Origin of the sequence: Nonomuraea sp. NPDC051191 (assembly GCF_044455665.1) — a bacterium.
Taxonomy (GTDB): Bacteria; Actinomycetota; Actinomycetes; order Streptosporangiales; family Streptosporangiaceae; genus Nonomuraea.
Window position 1 is genome coordinate 1 of sequence record NZ_JBITEZ010000020.1, and the last position, 16,989, is coordinate 16,989.

Below are 16,989 nucleotides of genomic sequence, written 5' to 3' on the forward strand. Positions count from 1 at the left end.
GTGCCGGTGCCGGAGATCGCGGCCAAGCTGGTCATCCCCGCGGGCAAGAACAAGGGCCGGCACCCGTCACTGGCCAGCGTCTATCGGGTGCTGGCGGACGTGCACGGCATGGCGCCGGAGGAAGCGAAAGCCGTACCAGTCACTGGCAGCCCGGCACAGGTGGCGGAACGCCTCCACGCCTACTCGGAGGCCGGTGCCGACATGGTTGGGCTCAGCCTCGACGGCGGGGACTGGACTCGGCAGGCAGAAGCACTCGCAGAGGCCAGAGCGCAGCTGAGCCATGTCCGGGCGGCTGAAGCAGACCACCCTTAAGCCACAGTTCGGGTCGTCGACATCCAACACCGTCCCTCGGCCGAAGGCTTCGCCACGCCCACCAGGCCATTCCCTTCAACCGATCACGAACGAACACGCGATGCCGGCTGGCCGTCAGAGGTGTAAGTTCCGGCGGTAAATGGCCGGGATTTCCAGTGCTATTTGGCCGGACGTGATCTCGTGGCGGTACAACCCCGGCCCCGCCGTGGCGGGGCCGGGGTTGTCGATGTGGTGGGTCGCGAGTTCGAGGGGGAGCCTCACATGACTCCGATGATCAGGTTCTCACGGGCGGCTTCGACGACTTCCTTGGTCACGGTGCTCAGCTGGTTAATCTCCAGGACGCGTTCGATCTGGTCGACGAGGCGGGTGATGAGGCGGAAATTTCCGCTGGTGATGCGGGTGATGGCGGCGATGGCCTCGGTGGTGGCGAAATCGTCGCTTGCGCTGAGCCCCAGGTGGGGCCACTTGCGGTCCAGGACGTGCGCCTGTTCGTCGATGGACAGGGGCTTGTAGTGGTGGATGAAGCCGACCCGGGAGTAGAGCTGGGGGTAGCGGGCCAGGCGCTTTTCGATGCCGGGCATGCCGATGAGGATCACACCGATGCCGGTGCGATCGTGGTGGTCGCGGAGTTGTTCGAGCCCGGCCGTTTTGAGCCGGTCGGCTTCATCCACGATGAGGAGCTCGGCACCGGTGGAGCTGGTTCCCGGGGGTGGGTTGTCGCCGTTTCCCCGGCCGGTCTGCAGCATGAGGTCGACTGTGCGGCCGAGCCGGTCGCACAGCAGGGAGATCTCTTTGTCGAGTTTATCGGGGGTGCTGTGGACCTTGGGGGTGTACATGACGGCGCGGACGGCCAGGACGTCGTCGGCCTCGGGCGCGGCGGCCGATCCCTGCCCGTTGAGGTGCGGGGCGAGCTGGTCCCAGCGGGTGTAGGCGCGGGCAGTACCTGTGGCGGGTCAGCGATCCCGCAGCGAAGAACACCAATAGCCGCGCCCGGGCCCGGTGCCACAGCCTGTGGCTAAACTTCAGCACTAACGGCCAGGAATGCGATGAGTATCCATTCGCCTCGGCCGGCAACCGGACCAAGGACACGGACAGCGACCGGAACTTCTCCGTCTGCGCCATGCCCGGCGGCACCAAGGGGCCGAACTATGTCGCGGGGATGGCTCTGCGGCGTTTCCAGAAGAAGGACAGGCTCCTGTACGGCCAGGACTTCTTCAACCGGTTCTCCACGGAACTGCAAACCCTGCCAGCCATGGACAACATCTGCTGGAAGCCGGCCAACACCGGCTCGATGTACTGGGCCGACAAACAGAAGGATTAGTGGCTGACGCACCCGGCCGCCGTGGACGCGACAATGTTGCCCGCGGCGGCCGGGTGCCCACTAACGCCTTGGATTCAAGGAGTATCGATGAGCCTGGACAGCTTGTCAGCGCATTACGGCCACCTCCTGCAGGGCGACGGGAGCTGGCTGGCCGAGGGGCTGGCGTGGACCGCCGTCCTGCCGGAGGAGGGGTCGCTCTCACTGGAGGAGATCGCGGCGCGCCTGCTCGGCGGGGATGAACGGCCGTCCCTGACGATCTGCGACATCGAGGAGGCGAGCGAAGGCGACGTCGCCATTGTGGAGCAGTCAGGCAGGGCTGCCATGATCGTCGACTTCTCTGGTGCCGGCCGCACATGGGACGACGACATTCTCAGGCGGCTCAGCGCCGGTGCGCAGGTCTGGCACGTGTCGTGGGAGGTCACGCGAAACTCCCGGCTGATCCACGCCGCCCACGGACATGTCGTCACCCGGATCCCGCATCTGGACCCCATCGGTGCTCCAGGGGCTGACGTCTCCCTCGCCGGGACGGAGCTCACAGCGCTGGGGCGCACGCTCGACGCTCCCTGGCCGGCTGCGCAGGCCATGGCCATGGCCATTGTGGAGGAGCGCACGGGCGCGCACTTGGACAGCACATGGCTCGCGTCCTCCCACCCGGCGATTCCCGTGGACGGGTGAGCAGCGGCGCCTTCAGCGCGTCCACCATCCGAAGGAACGGACAGGCCCGGTTCCGCGTGGGGATCCGGGCACCGGAAGGGTGGGGGACTTGCCGCTGCGCCTGCTCACGGGGCGAAGGGTCTCGGCGGCGGTGCGGAGTGCGGCGGCCAGTTCGCGCCCGCGGCCGTTGAGCGTGTCGAGGATGTCGGCCAGTTCGGTGGCGAGCTGGAGGTCGAGGTCGCGGGTCAGACGGCGGCCGTCGTCGTAGGTGCGGTTGATCCGGATGGTCGGCAGGAGTTCGCCGACTTGGCCGATGAACAGCTCGATCTCGACGCCGTTGACGCGCCAGAGGGGCGAGCTGGGCGGCGTGGCCGGGCAGATCGTCCATGCCGGCGCCCCGGCGCAGGAGCCAGGTGGCGTAGGTGTGCCGGAATTGGTGGGGCTCGAAGTCGATGCCGGTCCGGCGGCGCAGCCGTATGACCAGGTCATAGACGGCCGGGTAGGTGAGCGGCCGTCCATGCGGTTCGGCCCAGAGGTTGACGAAGTCGTAGTCGGAGTCCAGGACGCCGTACTCCTCGTTGAGGTAGCCGGCGTAGAGCCGCATCAGCTCGGCGCCGGCCGGGATCGTTCGCGCCCGATCGCCCTTGGCTCGGGCACGGTTGTCGTTGAGGCGCGGGGTGACGGTCACGGCGCGGCCGGCGATGTCCATGTCCTCGTGCCGCAGGCCCAGGGCCTCGCCGATGCGAACGCCGCAGTCCAGCAGAATCCCGAAGACGAGGCGATCCCGCAGATGATCGCAGGCATCCAGGATGGCCTGGGCCTCGTCAGCGGTCAGCACGTGGGGCCGCGGCCGCGAGGATCTCAGCTTGATGGTCCGCCGCCGCGGGGCCATGTGCTTGGTGACGTGGTGCAGGAACGGCTTGTAGGAGGTTCCTGGCGATCCGCGTCGATGTCCTGACGGAAGGTTGGTGACCAAGAGACCGGCCAGCTCGACGCCGTGCCGGGCGTGGAACTCGCAGAAGGAGGTCAGGGCCGCCAGCTTGCGGTTCACGCTCGCCGCCGAGCAGTGGTGATCAACCGTGGGCAGCACGCTGACCTTGCCATGGCGGGCCTCGGGCGGCAGCCGCAGCCAGGCCACGAACCCCGCCACGTCTTCCAGCGTGGCGGTCTTCCAGTTGAGGTCGTGGCCGGTCAGGTAGACGAACCAGTCCTTTAGATCGTGAGCGTAGGCCTTGACCGTGTTCGGCGACCTCTCGATCGAGGTCAGATAGGCCAGAAACTGCTCCACCGGCTCGACCGGGACGTGCTCGTTCCCGAGCAGAGTCCATGACTCCGCCTCCTAGTCCGGCATGAGTACTCGCTGTACACGCATCGCTTCCCCCGCTTCCGTGCTGGACAGCGGAAGGTAATCGCATCCACCACGATGATCGGGAAGGAGTTAGCGCAGGTCATACACGTCAGAGACAGACCCTTGAGGGCTCAAGATAACGAAGCCCAGACGTGTCGCGCCCGTCTTGATTCCGACCAGTTCCCAGTCGCCGTCCAGCAGCGTCCAGGCCGCAATCAGCTCCTCTGGCTCCCACTCTCGACGCATCCCCATCGCTCCCCTCACCCGACCGACCCCCGAGAACAGGGCAACACGATCGAACGGGGAACGCCCTCTACGCCCCGGTCCACGGGAGTCGTGACGATCGCGAACCGCAACTGTGATCTAGCTCATCGCTACTTTGGGGCTGGGGGACAGCTTCGGGAGCGGAGGGCCGAGTAGCGCCTGGACATGGCCTGACATTTGAGCATCGGCCTACTCAGCCGAGCAGAAGGTGACCTACACCGTGCCGGGTGCAGGTCACCGACGGCCAGGTGCTGACGAACCGGGTGCAGGTCACCGGCAAGGACGCCGCCGGACAACCCGAACCCGACTGGATGCTGACCGACAACACCGCCACCGCGGACACCACCGCCCACACCCCCCGCCTGTCGCTCGCCGTGGAGGGCACGCCGTCGGCCGGCGCGGGTGAGACGCTCACCTACACCGTCACCTACCGCAACACCGGCTCCGCCCCGGCGACCGGCGTGATCCTCACCCTGGACGCGCCCGACGGCGTCACCCCGCGCGCCCTGCGCCAGGAGGTGGGCACGGTGGCGGCGGGCGCGTCGGGCACCGCGCGGTTCGCCGTCCGCACGAGCCTGCTGACCACGGGCGGGACCACTGTCACGGTTGGGGCCTCGGCCGCGTACGGCGGGGCGGGCGGCTGCGCCTACCCGGCCGCGAACGCCACGGCCACCAGCACCGTGACCGAGCAGCCGCCCGGCCGCGACCCGCAGATCTCCGCCCTGTGGCTGCTGCGCACCGGCGGCCTGCCGGCCGAACTGCCGGCCCGCGTCCAGGCCACCGACACCCGCTTCGACGGCGCCGACGGCTCGGCCGCCGACAGCGTGCTCACGTCCGGCGAGGTGCGCCGGGTGCTGCTGAACCCGGTGACCCCGCTGCGGGCCGAGCTCCTGACCGTCTACCTCAACCTGGGGGAGCGGCGGGTCAACGCCGCGACCCGCATCGAGTCCCTGATCGCGACCAGGCTGGGCACCGCCACGGTGGCCGCGGCCGCCCGGCACGCCCAGGCGACGCTGGCCCTGCCCGGCACGCCCGCCAACCTGCCCGCCCACGCCACGGCCGAGGCCCTGCTGACCTCGATCAACCTCAACCTCAGGCCACGCTACTGACCCGGTGCATGGAACGGCGGCCGCGACGGCGTCGCGGCCGCCGTTCCATGCCGGACGCCCGCCACGTGCCGCCTGCCGGGGCGGCTCGGCCAGCCGCCTGCCCTGTGGCGATAAATACTGACTTTCTGCTGTTTACCACGTTATTGACCTCTTGTGGTTCATCAACTCAAATGCAGGTGACCCCATTCATCGCCCGCCTGCGCAAAGGAGCGACCACGTGAGACGCAATGCCGCGTTAGCCCTGGTCACGAGTGCCGTATGTGTGCTCGTGGCCACTTCGGTCCCCGTCCCGGCGAACGCCTCCAGGAGCGATCCCGCCGACCTCCTGGTGAAGGCCAGGCCCGCGCTGCTCCACAGCTCACCCAAGGACACCTACGTACGGCAGGGTGTGATCGAGGGGCAGGGCGGCCTGCGCTACACGACCTACACCCGCACGTACGCGGGGCTGCCCGTCTACGGCGGCGACTTCGTCGTGGTCAGCGGCGCCACCGGCGAGGTCCTGAGCACCTCCGTCTCCCAGGACAGCCCCCTGGACGTGGCCACCACGCCCAGGCTCGGCCCCGCCGACGCGATCCGGGTGGCCCGGAGCCAGCTGCCCCAGGTCTCCTCGATCACCACGCCCCGGCTGCTGGTCATGGCTCAAGGACGCGGCCGGCTGGCCTACGAGGTGGTCGTCCACGGCGCCGCCAACGGCAGGGAGAGCAAGCTGCACGTCTTCGTCGACGCGCTGACCGGCGCGGTCGCCGAGAAGTCCGACGAGGTCCGGGCGGGGGTGGGCAACAGCTACTACAACGGCAACCCGGTCACCATCGGCACCACCGGGTCCGGCGCCACCTTCTCCATGGCGGATCCGGTACGGCGGGGCGTGCGCTGCGGCGGCCAGAACGGCACCGCCTACACCGGGCCCGACGACTTCTGGGGCAACGGCTCCGGCACCAACTTCGAGACCGCCTGTGTCGACGTGCTCTTCGCGATCGACACCGAGTGGGACATGCTGAAGAACTGGCTGGGACGCGTCGGCTTCAACGGCCTCGGCGACGGCTACCCCGCCCGCGTCGGCCTGAACGACGTCAACGCCTATTGGACCGGCTCCTATGCCTCCTTCGGCCACACCTCCGACTACCAGCGCCAGCTCACCTCGATGGACGTCGTGGCGCACGAGTACGGCCACATCGTCTTCGCCACCACGCCCGGCATCGACCTAGGCGACAACGAGAAGGCCATACTCAACGAGTCCACCGGCGACATTCTCGCCGCGCTGACCGAGCAGTACGCCAACGAGCCCGCCGCCTTCGACCCGCCCGACTACATCGTCGGCGAGGAGATCAACATCACGGGAAGCGGCCCGCTCCGCTACATGTACAAGCCGTCGCTGATGCCCGGCGACCCCGACTGCTTCAGCAGCGCGGTGCCGACGATGTTCCCCCAGATCGGGGCCGGGGTCCAGAACCACTGGTTCTACCTCCTGGCCGAGGGCACCAACCCGACCAACGGCCAGCCGCCCAGCCCGACCTGCAACTCCTCCACCATCGTCGGGCTCGGCGCGCGCAAGGCCGGCCAGATCTACATGGGCACGCTGCTGCGCAAGACCTCTTCGTGGCCGCACACCGCGGCCCGCCGAGCCTCGATGCAGGCGGCGCTGGACCTGTTCCCCGGCTCGTGCCTGGAGTACAACACGGTCAAGGCCGCGTGGAACGCCGTGCGCGTGCCCGCCCACGGCGGCGAGCCGTACACGTGCGAGTTCTCGGTCGGGGTCGCCCCCGATGCGGTGACCGTGCAGCCCGGCCAGCAGGTGAGCGTCACCGTCAACAGCAGCACCGTCTCGCGCGCTCCGCAGCAGATCTCACTGGTCGCCAAGGGGCTTCCGGCAGGTATGACGGCCTCCTTCAGCCCGGCGAGCATCACCACCGGCGCGACGTCCACGCTGACCTTCACGGTCGCCGCGAGCACCGCGCCCGGAACCTACACGATCACGGTGCTGGCCGACGGCGTCGCCGTCGACCACACGGCCACCGTCACCCTGACCGTGATGTCATGAGCCGGTGACCTTGCTGCCAGGGTGCTGCCAGGGTGCCGCCAGGGTGCCGGACACCCTGGCGGCGACGCGCCCGCGTGGGCTGTCGAGGACGCGGCGCCTGCGTCAGCAGTTGAGGGCGACGGTGGACCGGGGCCTGCCCGAGCCGGGATCCAGGGCCACGGGGAACGTGCGCCCGTCGCCCACCCGGATCTCGATCGAATTCGGCCCCGTCCAGCTGACGGAGTCGAAGCCGTCGTCGGGGTCGTCGTCGTTGAAGCAGCCGAGATCCCACTCCCTGCTGAGCAACCCGCCGTCCCTGCGCACGCTGAGCCATGTCACCGTGTCGGGCCCGAGCCCCGCCATCGACTTCTGCAGCCTGAGCCGGTACGGATCCGGCCCGTCGACGAAGCCGGCCTCCTCGGTGGAGGTGAACGACAGGATCAACAGCCCCCCGAGCATCGCGACGGTCGCGACCAGCCCGGCGACGATGCCGATGAGGAGGCGCAGCCACCTCCATCGCAGCCCGGCGGCGGCCCACGCCATCAGGAGGCAGGCCAGCGCGCCGAGCGCGAACGGATGGTTGAGATGTTCCCTCAGAAGCACCAGGTCGGACTCCTGGAAGTACACCAGGGCGGCGAGGCCCCCCGCGCAGAGCGAGGCGCCCACCAGTACGAGCGAGCGGACAGGCGACATGGGATCCCATCGGTAGAGGTGCCACGAAGGATCATGACAGCCCCGCGACGCCACAACTCCGAGATGCACAGAATCACGACGATTCCCGCACAACCTCAGCGGATGCCCCGCTCCCGCGGCTAAAGCAGGGCGGCGACGAGCTCGGCGAATTCCTCCGGCGTGGCGATGCGTACGCCGAGGCTTTCCGCCTTGACTCGCTTGGAACCCGCCTTTTCGCCTGCCACCAGCAGCGACGTCTTGGCGGACACGCTGGAGGACGCCTTCCCGCCCGCCCGCTCGATGAGTTCGTTGACCTCGTTGCGCGTCAGGGCCGCCAACGGCCCCGACATCGCGCCGGTGACCACCACCGACATCGAGGCCAGCGGCAGCTCGATCGCCACGTGCTCCTCCGACGTTCCCTGGGCGGGCGGCCGAGCGCCGGGCTCGACCATGTTGACGCCGGCCTGGACGAGTTTGTCGATGAGGGGGGCGAGCTCGATCAACTCGGCCACCACGACCGGGGCCTTCTCCGGCCCGATGCCCTCCACCTCCTGGATGGCCTCGGCGTCGGCCGCGCGGACGGCGTCCATCGTGGCGAAGTGGCCGGCGATCCGCCGGCTCATCGAGCGGCCCGTGCCCCTCACCCCGAGCGCGGCGAAGGTCCGGCTCAGGGGCTTGGTCTTGGCCTGCTCGATGGCGGCCAGCAGGTTGTCGGTGCTGGTCTCGCCCATGCGCTCCAGGCCGAGCAGCTGCTCACGGGTCAGGTAGAACAGGTCGGCGAAGTCGGCGATCAGACCGGCGTCGAGCATCTGCTTGATACGGTTCTCGGCCAGGCCCTCGATGTCGAGCTGGTCGCGTCCGGCGGCGTAGACGATGGAGGCGATCGCCCGGCAGGCGCGGCCGCGCACGCACCGCCACCGCTCCTGCGAGCTGTCGATGGCGTCGCCGCAGGACGGACAGACCTGCGGGATCGGGATCGGCCGCTCCTCCCCGGTGCGCAGGTGCACCACCGGGGACTCCACACGCGGGATCACGTCGCCCGCCTTGTAGACGACCACGCTGTCGCCCAGCATCAGGCCGCGGCGGGTGATGTCGGCGACGTTGTGGAGGGTGGCGTAGGTGACGACGCTGCCGTCGAGCTCGACCGGCTCCAGCACGGCGCGCGGGGCGATGACGCCGGTGCGGCCGGTGTTCCACTCCACGCCGACCAGCTTGGTGATCTTCTCCGTGGCGGGCAGCTTGTAGGCGATCGCCCAGCGCGGCGCGCGCGAGCTGAACCCGGCCTCGGCCTGGTCGGAGGCCAGGTCACACTTGATCACGATGCCGTCGATGCCGAACGGCAGCCCGGCGCGGGCCGCGGCGATCTCGCCCACGCGCTCCTGCACCCGCTCCAGGCTGTCGGTGACGATGCCGGCGACCGCGGTGACGGCGGTGGTCTGCACGCCCTGCCCGGCCACCCACTCCATGACCTGGCTGTGCGGCAGCTCGCGCAGCCGCGTCGCGAGGTCGGAGTCGTCGCCGGGGGCGGGCAGCGCGCCGTAGCCGAAGAACGTCAGCTCGCACACGTAGGGCCGGTCCTGGGCGCGCAGCGTGCCGGCGGCGGCGCTGCGCGGGTTGGCGAACGTGGTGCCGTCGTGCGCCGAGCGCTTGGCGCACGCCTCCTCGAACTGCGACGTCGTCATCATCACCTCGCCGCGCAGCTCGACGGTGACCGGCTCGGCCAGCCGCTCGGGCAGGCCGACGATGGTGCCGACGGCGTGCGAGACGTCTTCGCCCGCCGTGCCGTCACCCCGGGTGACGAGCTGGGCCAGCCGGCCGCCGCGGTAGCGGGCGGAGATGGCCAGGCCGTCGAGCTTGGGCTCGACGCTCCACGCGGTGACCGGACGGCCGAGCCTGCGCTCGACCGAGGCGGCCCAGTCGGTGAGCTGCTCGGCGCCGAACACGTTGTCGAGGCTGAGCATCGGCACGGTGTGCGGCACGTCGCCCACGACCGCGCCGCCTGCGACCTTGCCCGTCGGCGAGGCCGGCAGCACCTGCTCGGGATGGGCCTCCTCGTAGGCCTGGATGCCGCGCACCAGCCGGTCGTAGGCGTCGTCGTCGAGGGTGGAGGTGCCGTCGGCGTAGTAGGCGGCGGCGGAGTCCACGGCCAGTTGCACGGCCTCGGCGTAGGCCGTCTCGTCGGCGAGTGCGGTGAAGGGAGGGGCGTCGCTCATAGTCACATCCTGCCTGGCCGGACCGACAATCTCCGACGGCGCAGGGCCGCACGGGCGAGCTCGCGCGGGCGCGTCGTCAACTGCCGCGAGCACCGCGGGGACGGCCAAGGGGTGATCGCCGTGGATCCGCGCGCCATGGGCGGCTCGGCCTGCGGGCGGTGCTGCCGGGCACGGGCACCGACGTCGAGGTGGTGCTCGTGCCCGGCAGCGGCCACTACATCCCCGAGGAGCAGCCCGAGTTCGTCGTCAGGCGGCTGAGCGACTTCTTCGGCTGAGCCGTCCTCGGAGCCGCCGGTGGCGTCAGGCGGGTGGCACCGCGCCGTTCTTGGACATGGGTACGGCGAGCTGCGTGGCGCCGGTGAGCCTCACGTCCTCGGCGGGCAGGTTCGCCAGCACCGGGTTCAGGTGCTTGAGGTTCAGCCCCACGATGGGCGTCGCCGGGCCGGTGACGTCGAACTTCTCCAGGTCGACCCAGCGGACGATGTCGAACACGTCCGACGGGATCTGGTCGCCGCCCTTCTGCACCGGGACGCAGAGCTGACGGGCGGCGCCGACCTGCACGGTCCTGGGCGGGATCTGGTTGACCAGCACCGGGTTGAGCTGGGTCAGGTTGAGCGCCTTATTCATCAACGGGTTCGGCGTGTGGCCGTAGCACAGCAGGTCGATGTGCGAGACGACGCGCAGCACGTCAGCCGGTGGGACGACGCCGTTCTTGGCCACCGGCACGCACAGCTGCTGGGGCGTGTTCAGGGTGACGTCGAAGCCCGGCAGGCCCTGCAGGACGGGGTTGAGGTGACGCAGCCCCAGCGGCTGGTTGATCTGCGGCCCGGTCACCTGGTAGCAGGACAGGTCGACGTACCGGACGTAGTCGAGCACGGACGCCGGCGGGATGACGTTGTTCTTGGCCACCGGAACGCACACCTGCGTGCGCTGGCCGAGCGTGACCTGCACGGGCGGCTGGTTGGCGAGCACCGGGTTGATGTGCCGCAGCGACAGCGTGACGGCCGGCGGCTGGTACGTCGTGGTCTTGTAGCAGTCCAGGTCGAGGTTCGACACGAACTCCTTGGCCGTCGGCAGTGCCAGGGCCCCTGCGGGGGTCGCGACGAGGAAGGCGGCGGCGAACACCGCGAGACCAGCGGATAAGAGACGTCTTACCGCGGTCGTCGCGTAGCGGTGGGGGGCGGGTCTTGCGTTCATCCATCCTCCTGGGCTGGGCGATCGTGCCTTGACTGTGCGCCCGCGCGCCCTGCCCGACAAGGTGGATGGCCGCTGTTTGACATGCCCTTGTCAGCGGGCCGGAGACGTTCATGTGATCTTCGGGCGGCGGCTCCCGGGACGTCCCGTGAAGGGCGTGTGCACGCCCCCCGTCCACCTGCCCGCCTTCGCCGACCGGCCGGGCTCAGGACAGGGTGACGGTCCCGACCAGCACACGGTGGTCGGAGCACAGGCCGCCGGGGTTGCCCGCGCACGTGGTCGCGGGGGCGAGCGAGTCGGCCGAGTAGGCGCCGCTGATCCTGTCCTCCCTGGCGAAGATCATGTCGAGTTTCGTCCCGGAGGCGCAGGGGCCCTTGCCGTCCGGGGTGCTGACGGTCAGCTCGCCGTAGCCGGGGCAGTTGCCCGCGTCGGCGTCGTCCAGCTCGTGGTAGCGGCCGGTGTTGCCGCGGTTGTTGGCGGTGTCCACGGTGGTGGAGTAGTAGCCGTTCAGCCGGGCGGCGTCGGGCGGGAGGTTGAGGTCGCCCGCGACGACCACGGTGTCGCCGGCCGCGTGATAGGCCTCCAGCTTGGCCAGGACGGCGTTGAGCTGGGCGGCGCGGTAGGCGTCGACGTACGTGGTGTGCGTGACGCAGAACCGGAGGCCGGGACGGGCCTGCATGGGGGCGCAGAGCATCTTCCGCTTCTCGGTCTTGCCGTCGTCGGGCAGGGTGATCCTCTCCGCGGCGCCCAGGGGCTGCTTGCTGAACAGGGCGTTGCCGTACTCGCCGCCGCCGCACGGGCCGCCGGACTGGGCGGGGTACGTGGCGACGAACCGAGCGAAGTTGCTCCGGTCAGCGGGCCAGCCGGCGTCCCGCAGGCCGGTGACCAGCGCCTGGTACTGGCTCGCGCACAGCTCGTTGAACGAGACGAGGGTCGCGCCGCGCGCCACGATCGAGCTCACGGCGGCCCGGACCATGCCGTTGCCGGTCGAGCCGTGATTCAGGGTGTTGCCGGCCGCGTTCCAGTGCCAGACGACGGCGGGCGTGGCGGCTCGGGCCGCGCCGGGCACGGCCGAGGCCGCCAGAACCGATGAGACGATCACGGCGGCCAGGCGCCTGGGGAACCACACGGGGCACGCTCCGGGAGTCGATGATCAGGAGGGTCCAGCGGACCAGAGCCGGGGCCGTCGCGTCAACCGCCCGCGGGCGTCAGGCGCGCTCGTTCCAGCCGGATTCCAGGAGGTCGAAGACGGCGTCCAGGGCGGCACGGGGGTCGGGCTCGGCGCCGGCCAGCTCGGGGATCTCCAGCACGTAGCGGGCCAGGGCGCGCACGGTCATGTCGGCGGGCTCGCGCCCGGTGGCGGCCGCGATCGCCTCGGCCAGCGGGCCCTCGGCGGCGATCCACAGGCGGCGCGAGTACTCCCGCAGAGCGGGCGTGCCGACGATCAGGTCGCGCTTGCGCCGCTGCTCGGGCGGCAGGTCGCCGGCGAACGGCCCCCGCTCGGCCAGGCAGCGGCGCAGGGCCTCCAGCACGCTCTGCCCCGGGGGCCGCTCGCGGACGGCGTCGGCCAGCCAGACGTGCCGCTCGTCGCCGTCGTCGAAGATCAGCGCGTCCTTCCCGTCGGGCACGTGCGCGAACAGGGTGGCGATGGAGACGTCGGCCTCCTCGGCGATGCGGGCGACGGTGACGCCGTCGTAGCCGTGCTCGGCGAACAGCCGGACGGCGGCCTCGGCCAGGGACTTGCGGGTCTGGGCCTTCTTGCGTTCGCGGCGCCCTGTCGTCATGCTTCCAGCGTAGCGGAAAACTAGAATGATTCTGATTTCATAGTCATTACAGAAGGAGACGACATGTCCTCCCACCCCGCCCCCTGGGACGTCGGACGCCTGCCGGCCGCCCCGGGCAGGCACTTCCTGGTCACCGGCGGCAACGCGGGCATCGGTTACTTCGTGGCCGAGCAACTCGCCGGCACCGGCGCCACCGTGATCCTCGGCAGCCGCGACCCCGCCAAGGCCGAGACGGCCGCGCTCTCCATCCGCGGCCGCGTCCCCGGCGCGCGCGTCCGGCACGTGCCGCTGGACCTGGCCGATCCCGCCTCGGTCGAGGCCGGCGTCCGGGCGCTGCGGCTGGAGAGCCTGGACGCGGTCGTGTGCAACGCCGGCGTGCTGCTCGACCACCCGCCGCGGCGCGAGACGCCGGACGGCCACGAGCTGATGTTCGCCACCAACCACCTCGGGCACTTCGCGCTGGTCGCGCGGCTGGCGCCGCTGCTGGCCGCCGCTCCGGTCGCCCGGGTGGTGACCACGGGCAGCCTCACCGCCCGATCGGAGACCTTGGACCTGGACGACCTCCACAGCGTCGGCGACTACCGGCTCAAGCGCGCCTACGCACGCTCGAAGCTGGCGCAGATGCTCTTCGGCTTCGAGCTGGACCGCCGCCTGCGCGCCGCCGGGGCCACGACGGCGAGCGTGGTCACGCATCCCGGCGGGGCCCTGGACTGCCTGACGCCCTCGCGGCCGGTCCGTCCGCGCACCGCGGGCGAGCGGCTGCGTGGCCTGCCCGCCGGGCTGCTGTTGCAGGGCAAAGAGGCCGCGGCGTGGCCGGCGGTGCGGGCCGTGCTGGATCCGTCCGTGCGCGGGGGGCAGCTCTGGGGGCCCCGGGTGCTGGGGATGCGCGGCCTGCCGGTCCTCGAACCGCTGCGCGGTCAGATGGCCGACGCCGAGCTGGCGGGCCGCCTGTGGGCGGTGAGCGCCGCTCTGACCGGGCTCGACCCGTTCGCGGACGCTTCCGGCGGGCCGCGCCCGGTTTCCCGGCGCGAGCGCTGACGCGACGTCCCGGTGCTACGCTTCGACGACCGTGCCCCGGTGAGGGCTCAACAGCGGCTCAACACAGGCTCAACGCCCCGATTTCCATACTCAGGGCAGTCCCACCCGTTCAAGGGGAGGGCGGCCGGGAGGAGATGCGATGACGGGCATCATGGACAAGGCCGGGCCGGCTCTGGCCGGGGAGCTGGAGAGCGTCTGCGGCCGGTGGTCCGAGCGCACGGGCGTCGCCGTGGAGATCTGGGCGCTGCCCGCCGGTCCCGTTGCGGCGGCGTTGCGGCGGGCCGTGCTGGCCGTCGTGGGCGAGGCGCTGGACAACGTCGAGGCACACAGCGGCGCGAGCACCGCCTCGCTGGCCGTGACCGCCGGGGCGTACGGCCTGCGCCTGACGGTCAGCGACAACGGCCGCGGCTTCGCCTCCACGGCCCCGGGCGGCGGCACGGCCCGCATGCGCGCGGCGTTCGCCGAGCTGGGCGGGCGCCTGTCGGTGCGCGGCGTGCCCGGTGAGGGCACGACCGTCAGCGGCACCGTCCCGGTCTGACCCCACCGTTCCGGGCCCTCACTGTGCCGGGTTGACGAACTCGGGCTGGTCGAGGACGCGCAGCCAGCTTCCGTCGGGCTGGCGGCGTACGACCTGGGCGCGGGCGCCCGAGCCGTCCTTGGGCGGGGTGGAGGTGAGGGCGAGGTCCCCGCTGACCAGCGTCGGCAGCGGCTGCTCCGGCTCGAAGTGCGGCCGGCCCGCCAGCACCTTCTCCCACAGGGCCTGGATGGCGGCCCGCCCGACGGTCTGGCTGCCGGGCGGGTAGGCCAGCACGGCGTCCTCCTCGTAGAGCGCGGCGACGCCGGCCGCGTCGCCGGCGTTGGACCGTTCGACGAACAGGCGGGTGATGTCCTCGGGGCGCATGGCCTTCTCGTATGTGGTCATGGTTCCAGCCTGCCGCCCTCCTTTCCAGAAGTCCAACAGATGGTTCTGATGGCTTCTAGAATCTGTGGTTATGGAACTGAGGCAGCTGGAGTACTTTGTCGCGGTGGCCGAGGAGCGGAGCTTCACCCGAGCGGCCGAACGGGTGCACATCAGCCAGTCGGGCGTCAGTGCCCAGATCCGGCAGCTCGAACGCGAGCTCGGGGCCGAGCTGTTCGACCGTTCGGCCCGGGTGGCCACGCTCACCGTCGCGGGCAAGGCTGCGCTCGAACACGCCCGCGCGGCGCTGGCCGCCGCCGGGGCGGTGGGCCAGGCGGTGGGCGAGGTGACCGACCTGATCCGCGGCACGCTGACGGTCGGCATGGTGCTCGGCTGCACGGTCACGCCGCTGTTCGACGCGCTGGCCGCCTTCCACCGGGCGCATCCGGGCGTCGAACTGTCCCTGCTGGAGGACAACTCCGACAAGCTCGTCGAAGGGGTCCGCGGTGGTGCGCTCGACCTGGCGCTCATCGGCACCGCGAACGCCGTCCCCGAGGGGCTGGAGGCGTTGACGGTCGTCAGCGAGCGGCTGGTCGCGGCGGTCCCGCCCGGACATCGGCTGGCCGCCCGGCCGCGGATCGCCCTGGACGACCTCGCCGACCACTCCATCGTGTGCATGCCGCGCGGCACGGGGCTGCGCGCGGTGTTCGACGAGGCGTGCGCGGCGCGGGGGCTGCGGCCGCGGATCGCGCTGCAGGCCGGCGCCGCCGACGCCATCGCCGACCTGGCCGTGCGCGGCCTCGGGGTGGCGATACTCAGCGAGTCGATGGCCGAGCGCCACCGCGACCGGCTCACCGCGCTGCTCCTGGACGACGTGCCGGCGCCCGCGCTGCTCGCCCTGGTCTGGCGGGAGGGCGGCGGCCCGGCGGTGCGGGCGCTGCTGCCCCACGCCCGCCGCGCGTTCTCCGCCGGACCCCCATAGCTGTCAGCCCACCCTTGACACGGCGGGCCGTCAAGGTCAGGCTGACAGCGTGATGACACGCAGCAAGAGCACCCGAGAGGTGACGCCCGTCGACCAGCTGGCGACGCGGTGTTCGTTCTGCGGCAAGCCGCACGAGGAGGTCAGGAAGCTCGTCGCCGGGCCCGGCGTCTACATCTGCGACGCCTGCATCCAGCTCAGCCAGGACATCGTCACCGGCGAGCTCGACAAGGCCGAGCAGGAGGGCGACCGCGAGCCCCGTGCCCACTGGGGCCCCGATGCGTCCGACCAGTACGTGACCGGCATGTCCGACGAGGACGTGCTGGCCGCGCTGCCGCGCCAGGCGCTCACCGTCGAGCTGGCCGAGCGCGACCTGCGCGCCTGGGTGGGCATCCTGCGCGACCGCAACGTGACGTGGGCCAGGATCGGCGAGGCCCTCGGCATCACGCGCCAGGCGGCGTGGGACCGGTTCGCCGCCGACATCGAGTCCCGGTGACGGCCGGAAAACAGTAATCCACTTCAAATTTGCAGTAGGGTCCTGTCATGACCGAAGGGCTTCGCGAGCGGAAGAAGCGCAAGACCCGCCGGCACCTCGCCGACGTGGCGATCGGCCTGTTCGTGGACCGCGGGTTCGACCAGGTCACGATCGCCGAGATCGCCGCGGCGGCCGAGGTGTCGGTGAACACGCTCTACAACTACTTCACCTCCAAGGAGGACCTCGTGCTGTCGCCCGAGGACGCCTCGCCGCAGCGGCTCGCCGACATCGTGCGCGAGCGGGCGCCGGGCGAGTCGGCGGCGGGGGCGGTGCTGGCCCGGCTGCGCGAGGAGGTGCACGCGCGTGAGCGCAGGCTGGGCCTGACGGCCGGGTTCGGCCAGGTGCTGGAGATGATGCTCGCCGCCCCCACGCTGCGGGCGCGCCTGGAGGAGCTGGGCCGGCAGATGACCGACGCGCTGGCCGAGGCGCTGGCCCAGGAGACGGGGGCCGCGCCGGGCGATCCGCTGCCGCGGGCCGTCGCCTGGCAGATCGGCTGCCTGCACTCGCTGGTGTACGCCGAGGTCGGCAGGCGGGTGTCGGCCGGGCAGCGGCCCGACGACATCGCCGAGGCCGTGCTGGAGCTGCTGGACGTGACCGAGGGGCTGCTCGCCGAGCGGTTCCTGACCTATGCCGTACGGGAGGGCTGAGCGT

18 protein-coding genes and 2 pseudogenes are annotated in these 16,989 nt (G+C 71.0%); 11 read left to right on the top strand and 9 right to left on the bottom strand.

Going from position 1 to position 16,989, the window contains the following annotated elements:
* Positions 1 to 312: pseudogene (locus tag ACIA8R_RS43050) on the top strand (hypothetical protein); the annotation flags it as partial.
* A gap of 257 nt (positions 313 to 569) precedes the next feature.
* Here the strand turns inward: ACIA8R_RS43050 and ACIA8R_RS43055 are convergent.
* A complete protein-coding gene (locus ACIA8R_RS43055; protein WP_397043383.1) occupies positions 570 to 1,148 on the bottom strand; it encodes an AAA family ATPase in 579 nt (192 codons plus the stop codon).
* A gap of 284 nt (positions 1,149 to 1,432) precedes the next feature.
* Here ACIA8R_RS43055 and ACIA8R_RS43060 point away from each other — a divergent pair, with 284 nt between their 5' ends.
* Together ACIA8R_RS43060 and ACIA8R_RS43065 are read left to right on the top strand one after the other, a co-directional pair.
* The gene (locus ACIA8R_RS43060; protein ID WP_397043385.1) at positions 1,433 to 1,633 is read left to right on the top strand and encodes a hypothetical protein; all 201 of its coding nucleotides are present in this window, start codon (positions 1,433 to 1,435) and stop codon (positions 1,631 to 1,633) included.
* An 87-nt stretch (positions 1,634 to 1,720) separates the two neighbouring features.
* Positions 1,721 to 2,308 carry a hypothetical protein gene (locus ACIA8R_RS43065; protein ID WP_397043387.1) on the top strand — a complete coding sequence of 196 codons (588 nt, stop codon included), beginning with the start codon at positions 1,721 to 1,723 and terminating at the stop codon, positions 2,306 to 2,308.
* Positions 2,309 to 2,320: 12 nt separating this feature from the next.
* Here ACIA8R_RS43065 and ACIA8R_RS43070 read toward each other — a convergent pair whose 3' ends face one another.
* Positions 2,321 to 2,776, bottom strand: a complete 456-nt coding sequence (locus tag ACIA8R_RS43070) for a hypothetical protein (RefSeq protein WP_397043642.1) — start codon at positions 2,774 to 2,776, stop codon at positions 2,321 to 2,323.
* Positions 2,727 to 3,575: pseudogene (locus tag ACIA8R_RS43075) on the bottom strand (tyrosine-type recombinase/integrase); the annotation flags it as partial. The pseudogene ACIA8R_RS43075 and the gene ACIA8R_RS43070, both read right to left, overlap by 50 nt.
* 551 nt (positions 3,576 to 4,126) lie before the next feature.
* Between ACIA8R_RS43075 and ACIA8R_RS43080 the strand changes: the two are divergent.
* Positions 4,127 to 5,008: an NEW3 domain-containing protein gene (locus ACIA8R_RS43080; protein ID WP_397043389.1), complete on the top strand. Its 882-nt coding sequence runs from the start codon at positions 4,127 to 4,129 to the stop codon at positions 5,006 to 5,008.
* A gap of 217 nt (positions 5,009 to 5,225) precedes the next feature.
* Positions 5,226 to 7,046, top strand: a complete 1,821-nt coding sequence (locus tag ACIA8R_RS43085) for a M4 family metallopeptidase (protein ID WP_397043391.1) — start codon at positions 5,226 to 5,228, stop codon at positions 7,044 to 7,046.
* A 102-nt stretch (positions 7,047 to 7,148) separates the two neighbouring features.
* Here ACIA8R_RS43085 and ACIA8R_RS43090 read toward each other — a convergent pair whose 3' ends face one another.
* Positions 7,149 to 7,718 carry a hypothetical protein gene (locus ACIA8R_RS43090; RefSeq protein WP_397043393.1) on the bottom strand — a complete coding sequence of 190 codons (570 nt, stop codon included), beginning with the start codon at positions 7,716 to 7,718 and terminating at the stop codon, positions 7,149 to 7,151.
* A 119-nt stretch (positions 7,719 to 7,837) separates the two neighbouring features.
* Complete coding sequence (ligA, locus tag ACIA8R_RS43095; protein ID WP_364088719.1) at positions 7,838 to 9,910, bottom strand: NAD-dependent DNA ligase LigA; 2,073 nt, start codon at positions 9,908 to 9,910, stop codon at positions 7,838 to 7,840.
* A 158-nt stretch (positions 9,911 to 10,068) separates the two neighbouring features.
* On the opposite strand from ligA, the gene ACIA8R_RS43100 reads away from it, so the two are divergent.
* On the top strand, positions 10,069 to 10,185 hold the full coding sequence (locus ACIA8R_RS43100; RefSeq protein WP_357699642.1) for an alpha/beta hydrolase: 117 nt from the start codon (positions 10,069 to 10,071) through the stop codon (positions 10,183 to 10,185).
* A gap of 25 nt (positions 10,186 to 10,210) precedes the next feature.
* Here the strand turns inward: ACIA8R_RS43100 and ACIA8R_RS43105 are convergent, their stop codons facing one another.
* The 3 genes from ACIA8R_RS43105 to ACIA8R_RS43115 all read right to left on the bottom strand — a co-directional run bounded on the left by ACIA8R_RS43105 (position 10,211) and on the right by ACIA8R_RS43115 (position 12,888).
* Complete coding sequence (locus ACIA8R_RS43105; RefSeq protein WP_357699644.1) at positions 10,211 to 11,107, bottom strand: hypothetical protein; 897 nt, start codon at positions 11,105 to 11,107, stop codon at positions 10,211 to 10,213.
* A gap of 202 nt (positions 11,108 to 11,309) precedes the next feature.
* On the bottom strand, positions 11,310 to 12,233 hold the full coding sequence (locus ACIA8R_RS43110) for an endonuclease/exonuclease/phosphatase family protein (protein ID WP_364088715.1): 924 nt from the start codon (positions 12,231 to 12,233) through the stop codon (positions 11,310 to 11,312).
* 79 nt (positions 12,234 to 12,312) lie between these two features.
* Positions 12,313 to 12,888, bottom strand: coding sequence for a TetR family transcriptional regulator (locus ACIA8R_RS43115; protein WP_364088710.1), 576 nt, complete (start codon positions 12,886 to 12,888; stop codon positions 12,313 to 12,315).
* Between the two features lie 63 nt (positions 12,889 to 12,951).
* Between ACIA8R_RS43115 and ACIA8R_RS43120 the strand changes: the two genes are divergently transcribed.
* Complete coding sequence (locus ACIA8R_RS43120) at positions 12,952 to 13,926, top strand: SDR family NAD(P)-dependent oxidoreductase (protein ID WP_397043396.1); 975 nt, start codon at positions 12,952 to 12,954, stop codon at positions 13,924 to 13,926.
* A gap of 139 nt (positions 13,927 to 14,065) precedes the next feature.
* Positions 14,066 to 14,464, top strand: coding sequence for an ATP-binding protein (locus tag ACIA8R_RS43125; RefSeq protein ID WP_364088704.1), 399 nt, complete (start codon positions 14,066 to 14,068; stop codon positions 14,462 to 14,464).
* Between the two features lie 18 nt (positions 14,465 to 14,482).
* Here ACIA8R_RS43125 and ACIA8R_RS43130 read toward each other — a convergent pair whose 3' ends face one another.
* Positions 14,483 to 14,848: a nuclear transport factor 2 family protein gene (locus ACIA8R_RS43130; protein WP_364088701.1), complete on the bottom strand. Its 366-nt coding sequence runs from the start codon at positions 14,846 to 14,848 to the stop codon at positions 14,483 to 14,485.
* Positions 14,849 to 14,918: 70 nt separating this feature from the next.
* Here ACIA8R_RS43130 and ACIA8R_RS43135 point away from each other — a divergent pair, with 70 nt between their 5' ends.
* The 3 genes from ACIA8R_RS43135 to ACIA8R_RS43145 are packed head-to-tail and all read left to right on the top strand — an operon-like array spanning position 14,919 to position 16,985.
* Complete coding sequence (locus tag ACIA8R_RS43135) at positions 14,919 to 15,806, top strand: LysR family transcriptional regulator (protein ID WP_397043398.1); 888 nt, start codon at positions 14,919 to 14,921, stop codon at positions 15,804 to 15,806.
* 52 nt (positions 15,807 to 15,858) lie between these two features.
* Positions 15,859 to 16,299 (top strand): ClpX C4-type zinc finger protein, encoded by a 441-nt coding sequence (locus tag ACIA8R_RS43140; protein ID WP_397043636.1) that lies wholly within the window; start codon positions 15,859 to 15,861, stop codon positions 16,297 to 16,299.
* A gap of 47 nt (positions 16,300 to 16,346) precedes the next feature.
* Positions 16,347 to 16,985 (top strand): TetR/AcrR family transcriptional regulator, encoded by a 639-nt coding sequence (locus ACIA8R_RS43145; protein WP_397043400.1) that lies wholly within the window; start codon positions 16,347 to 16,349, stop codon positions 16,983 to 16,985.
* Positions 16,986 to 16,989: the final 4 nt, after the last annotated feature.

Bases quoted from the DNA above. Each gene is read 5' to 3' on its own strand.
- ACIA8R_RS43055 (WP_397043383.1), bottom strand. From the start codon at position 1,148: ATGTACACCCCCAAGGTCCACAGCACCCCCGATAAACTCGACAAAGAG.
- ACIA8R_RS43060 (WP_397043385.1), top strand. From the start codon at position 1,433: ATGCCCGGCGGCACCAAGGGGCCGAACTATGTCGCGGGGATGGCTCTG.
- ACIA8R_RS43065 (WP_397043387.1), top strand. From the start codon at position 1,721: ATGAGCCTGGACAGCTTGTCAGCGCATTACGGCCACCTCCTGCAGGGC.
- ACIA8R_RS43070 (WP_397043642.1), bottom strand. From the start codon at position 2,776: ATGACCTGGTCATACGGCTGCGCCGCCGGACCGGCATCGACTTCGAGC.
- ACIA8R_RS43090 (WP_397043393.1), bottom strand. From the start codon at position 7,718: ATGTCGCCTGTCCGCTCGCTCGTACTGGTGGGCGCCTCGCTCTGCGCG.
- ligA (WP_364088719.1), bottom strand. From the start codon at position 9,910: ATGAGCGACGCCCCTCCCTTCACCGCACTCGCCGACGAGACGGCCTAC.
- ACIA8R_RS43105 (WP_357699644.1), bottom strand. From the start codon at position 11,107: ATGAACGCAAGACCCGCCCCCCACCGCTACGCGACGACCGCGGTAAGA.
- ACIA8R_RS43115 (WP_364088710.1), bottom strand. From the start codon at position 12,888: ATGACGACAGGGCGCCGCGAACGCAAGAAGGCCCAGACCCGCAAGTCC.
- ACIA8R_RS43120 (WP_397043396.1), top strand. From the start codon at position 12,952: ATGTCCTCCCACCCCGCCCCCTGGGACGTCGGACGCCTGCCGGCCGCC.
- ACIA8R_RS43125 (WP_364088704.1), top strand. From the start codon at position 14,066: ATGACGGGCATCATGGACAAGGCCGGGCCGGCTCTGGCCGGGGAGCTG.
- ACIA8R_RS43130 (WP_364088701.1), bottom strand. From the start codon at position 14,848: ATGACCACATACGAGAAGGCCATGCGCCCCGAGGACATCACCCGCCTG.
- ACIA8R_RS43135 (WP_397043398.1), top strand. From the start codon at position 14,919: ATGGAACTGAGGCAGCTGGAGTACTTTGTCGCGGTGGCCGAGGAGCGG.
- ACIA8R_RS43140 (WP_397043636.1), top strand. From the start codon at position 15,859: ATGACACGCAGCAAGAGCACCCGAGAGGTGACGCCCGTCGACCAGCTG.
- ACIA8R_RS43145 (WP_397043400.1), top strand. From the start codon at position 16,347: ATGACCGAAGGGCTTCGCGAGCGGAAGAAGCGCAAGACCCGCCGGCAC.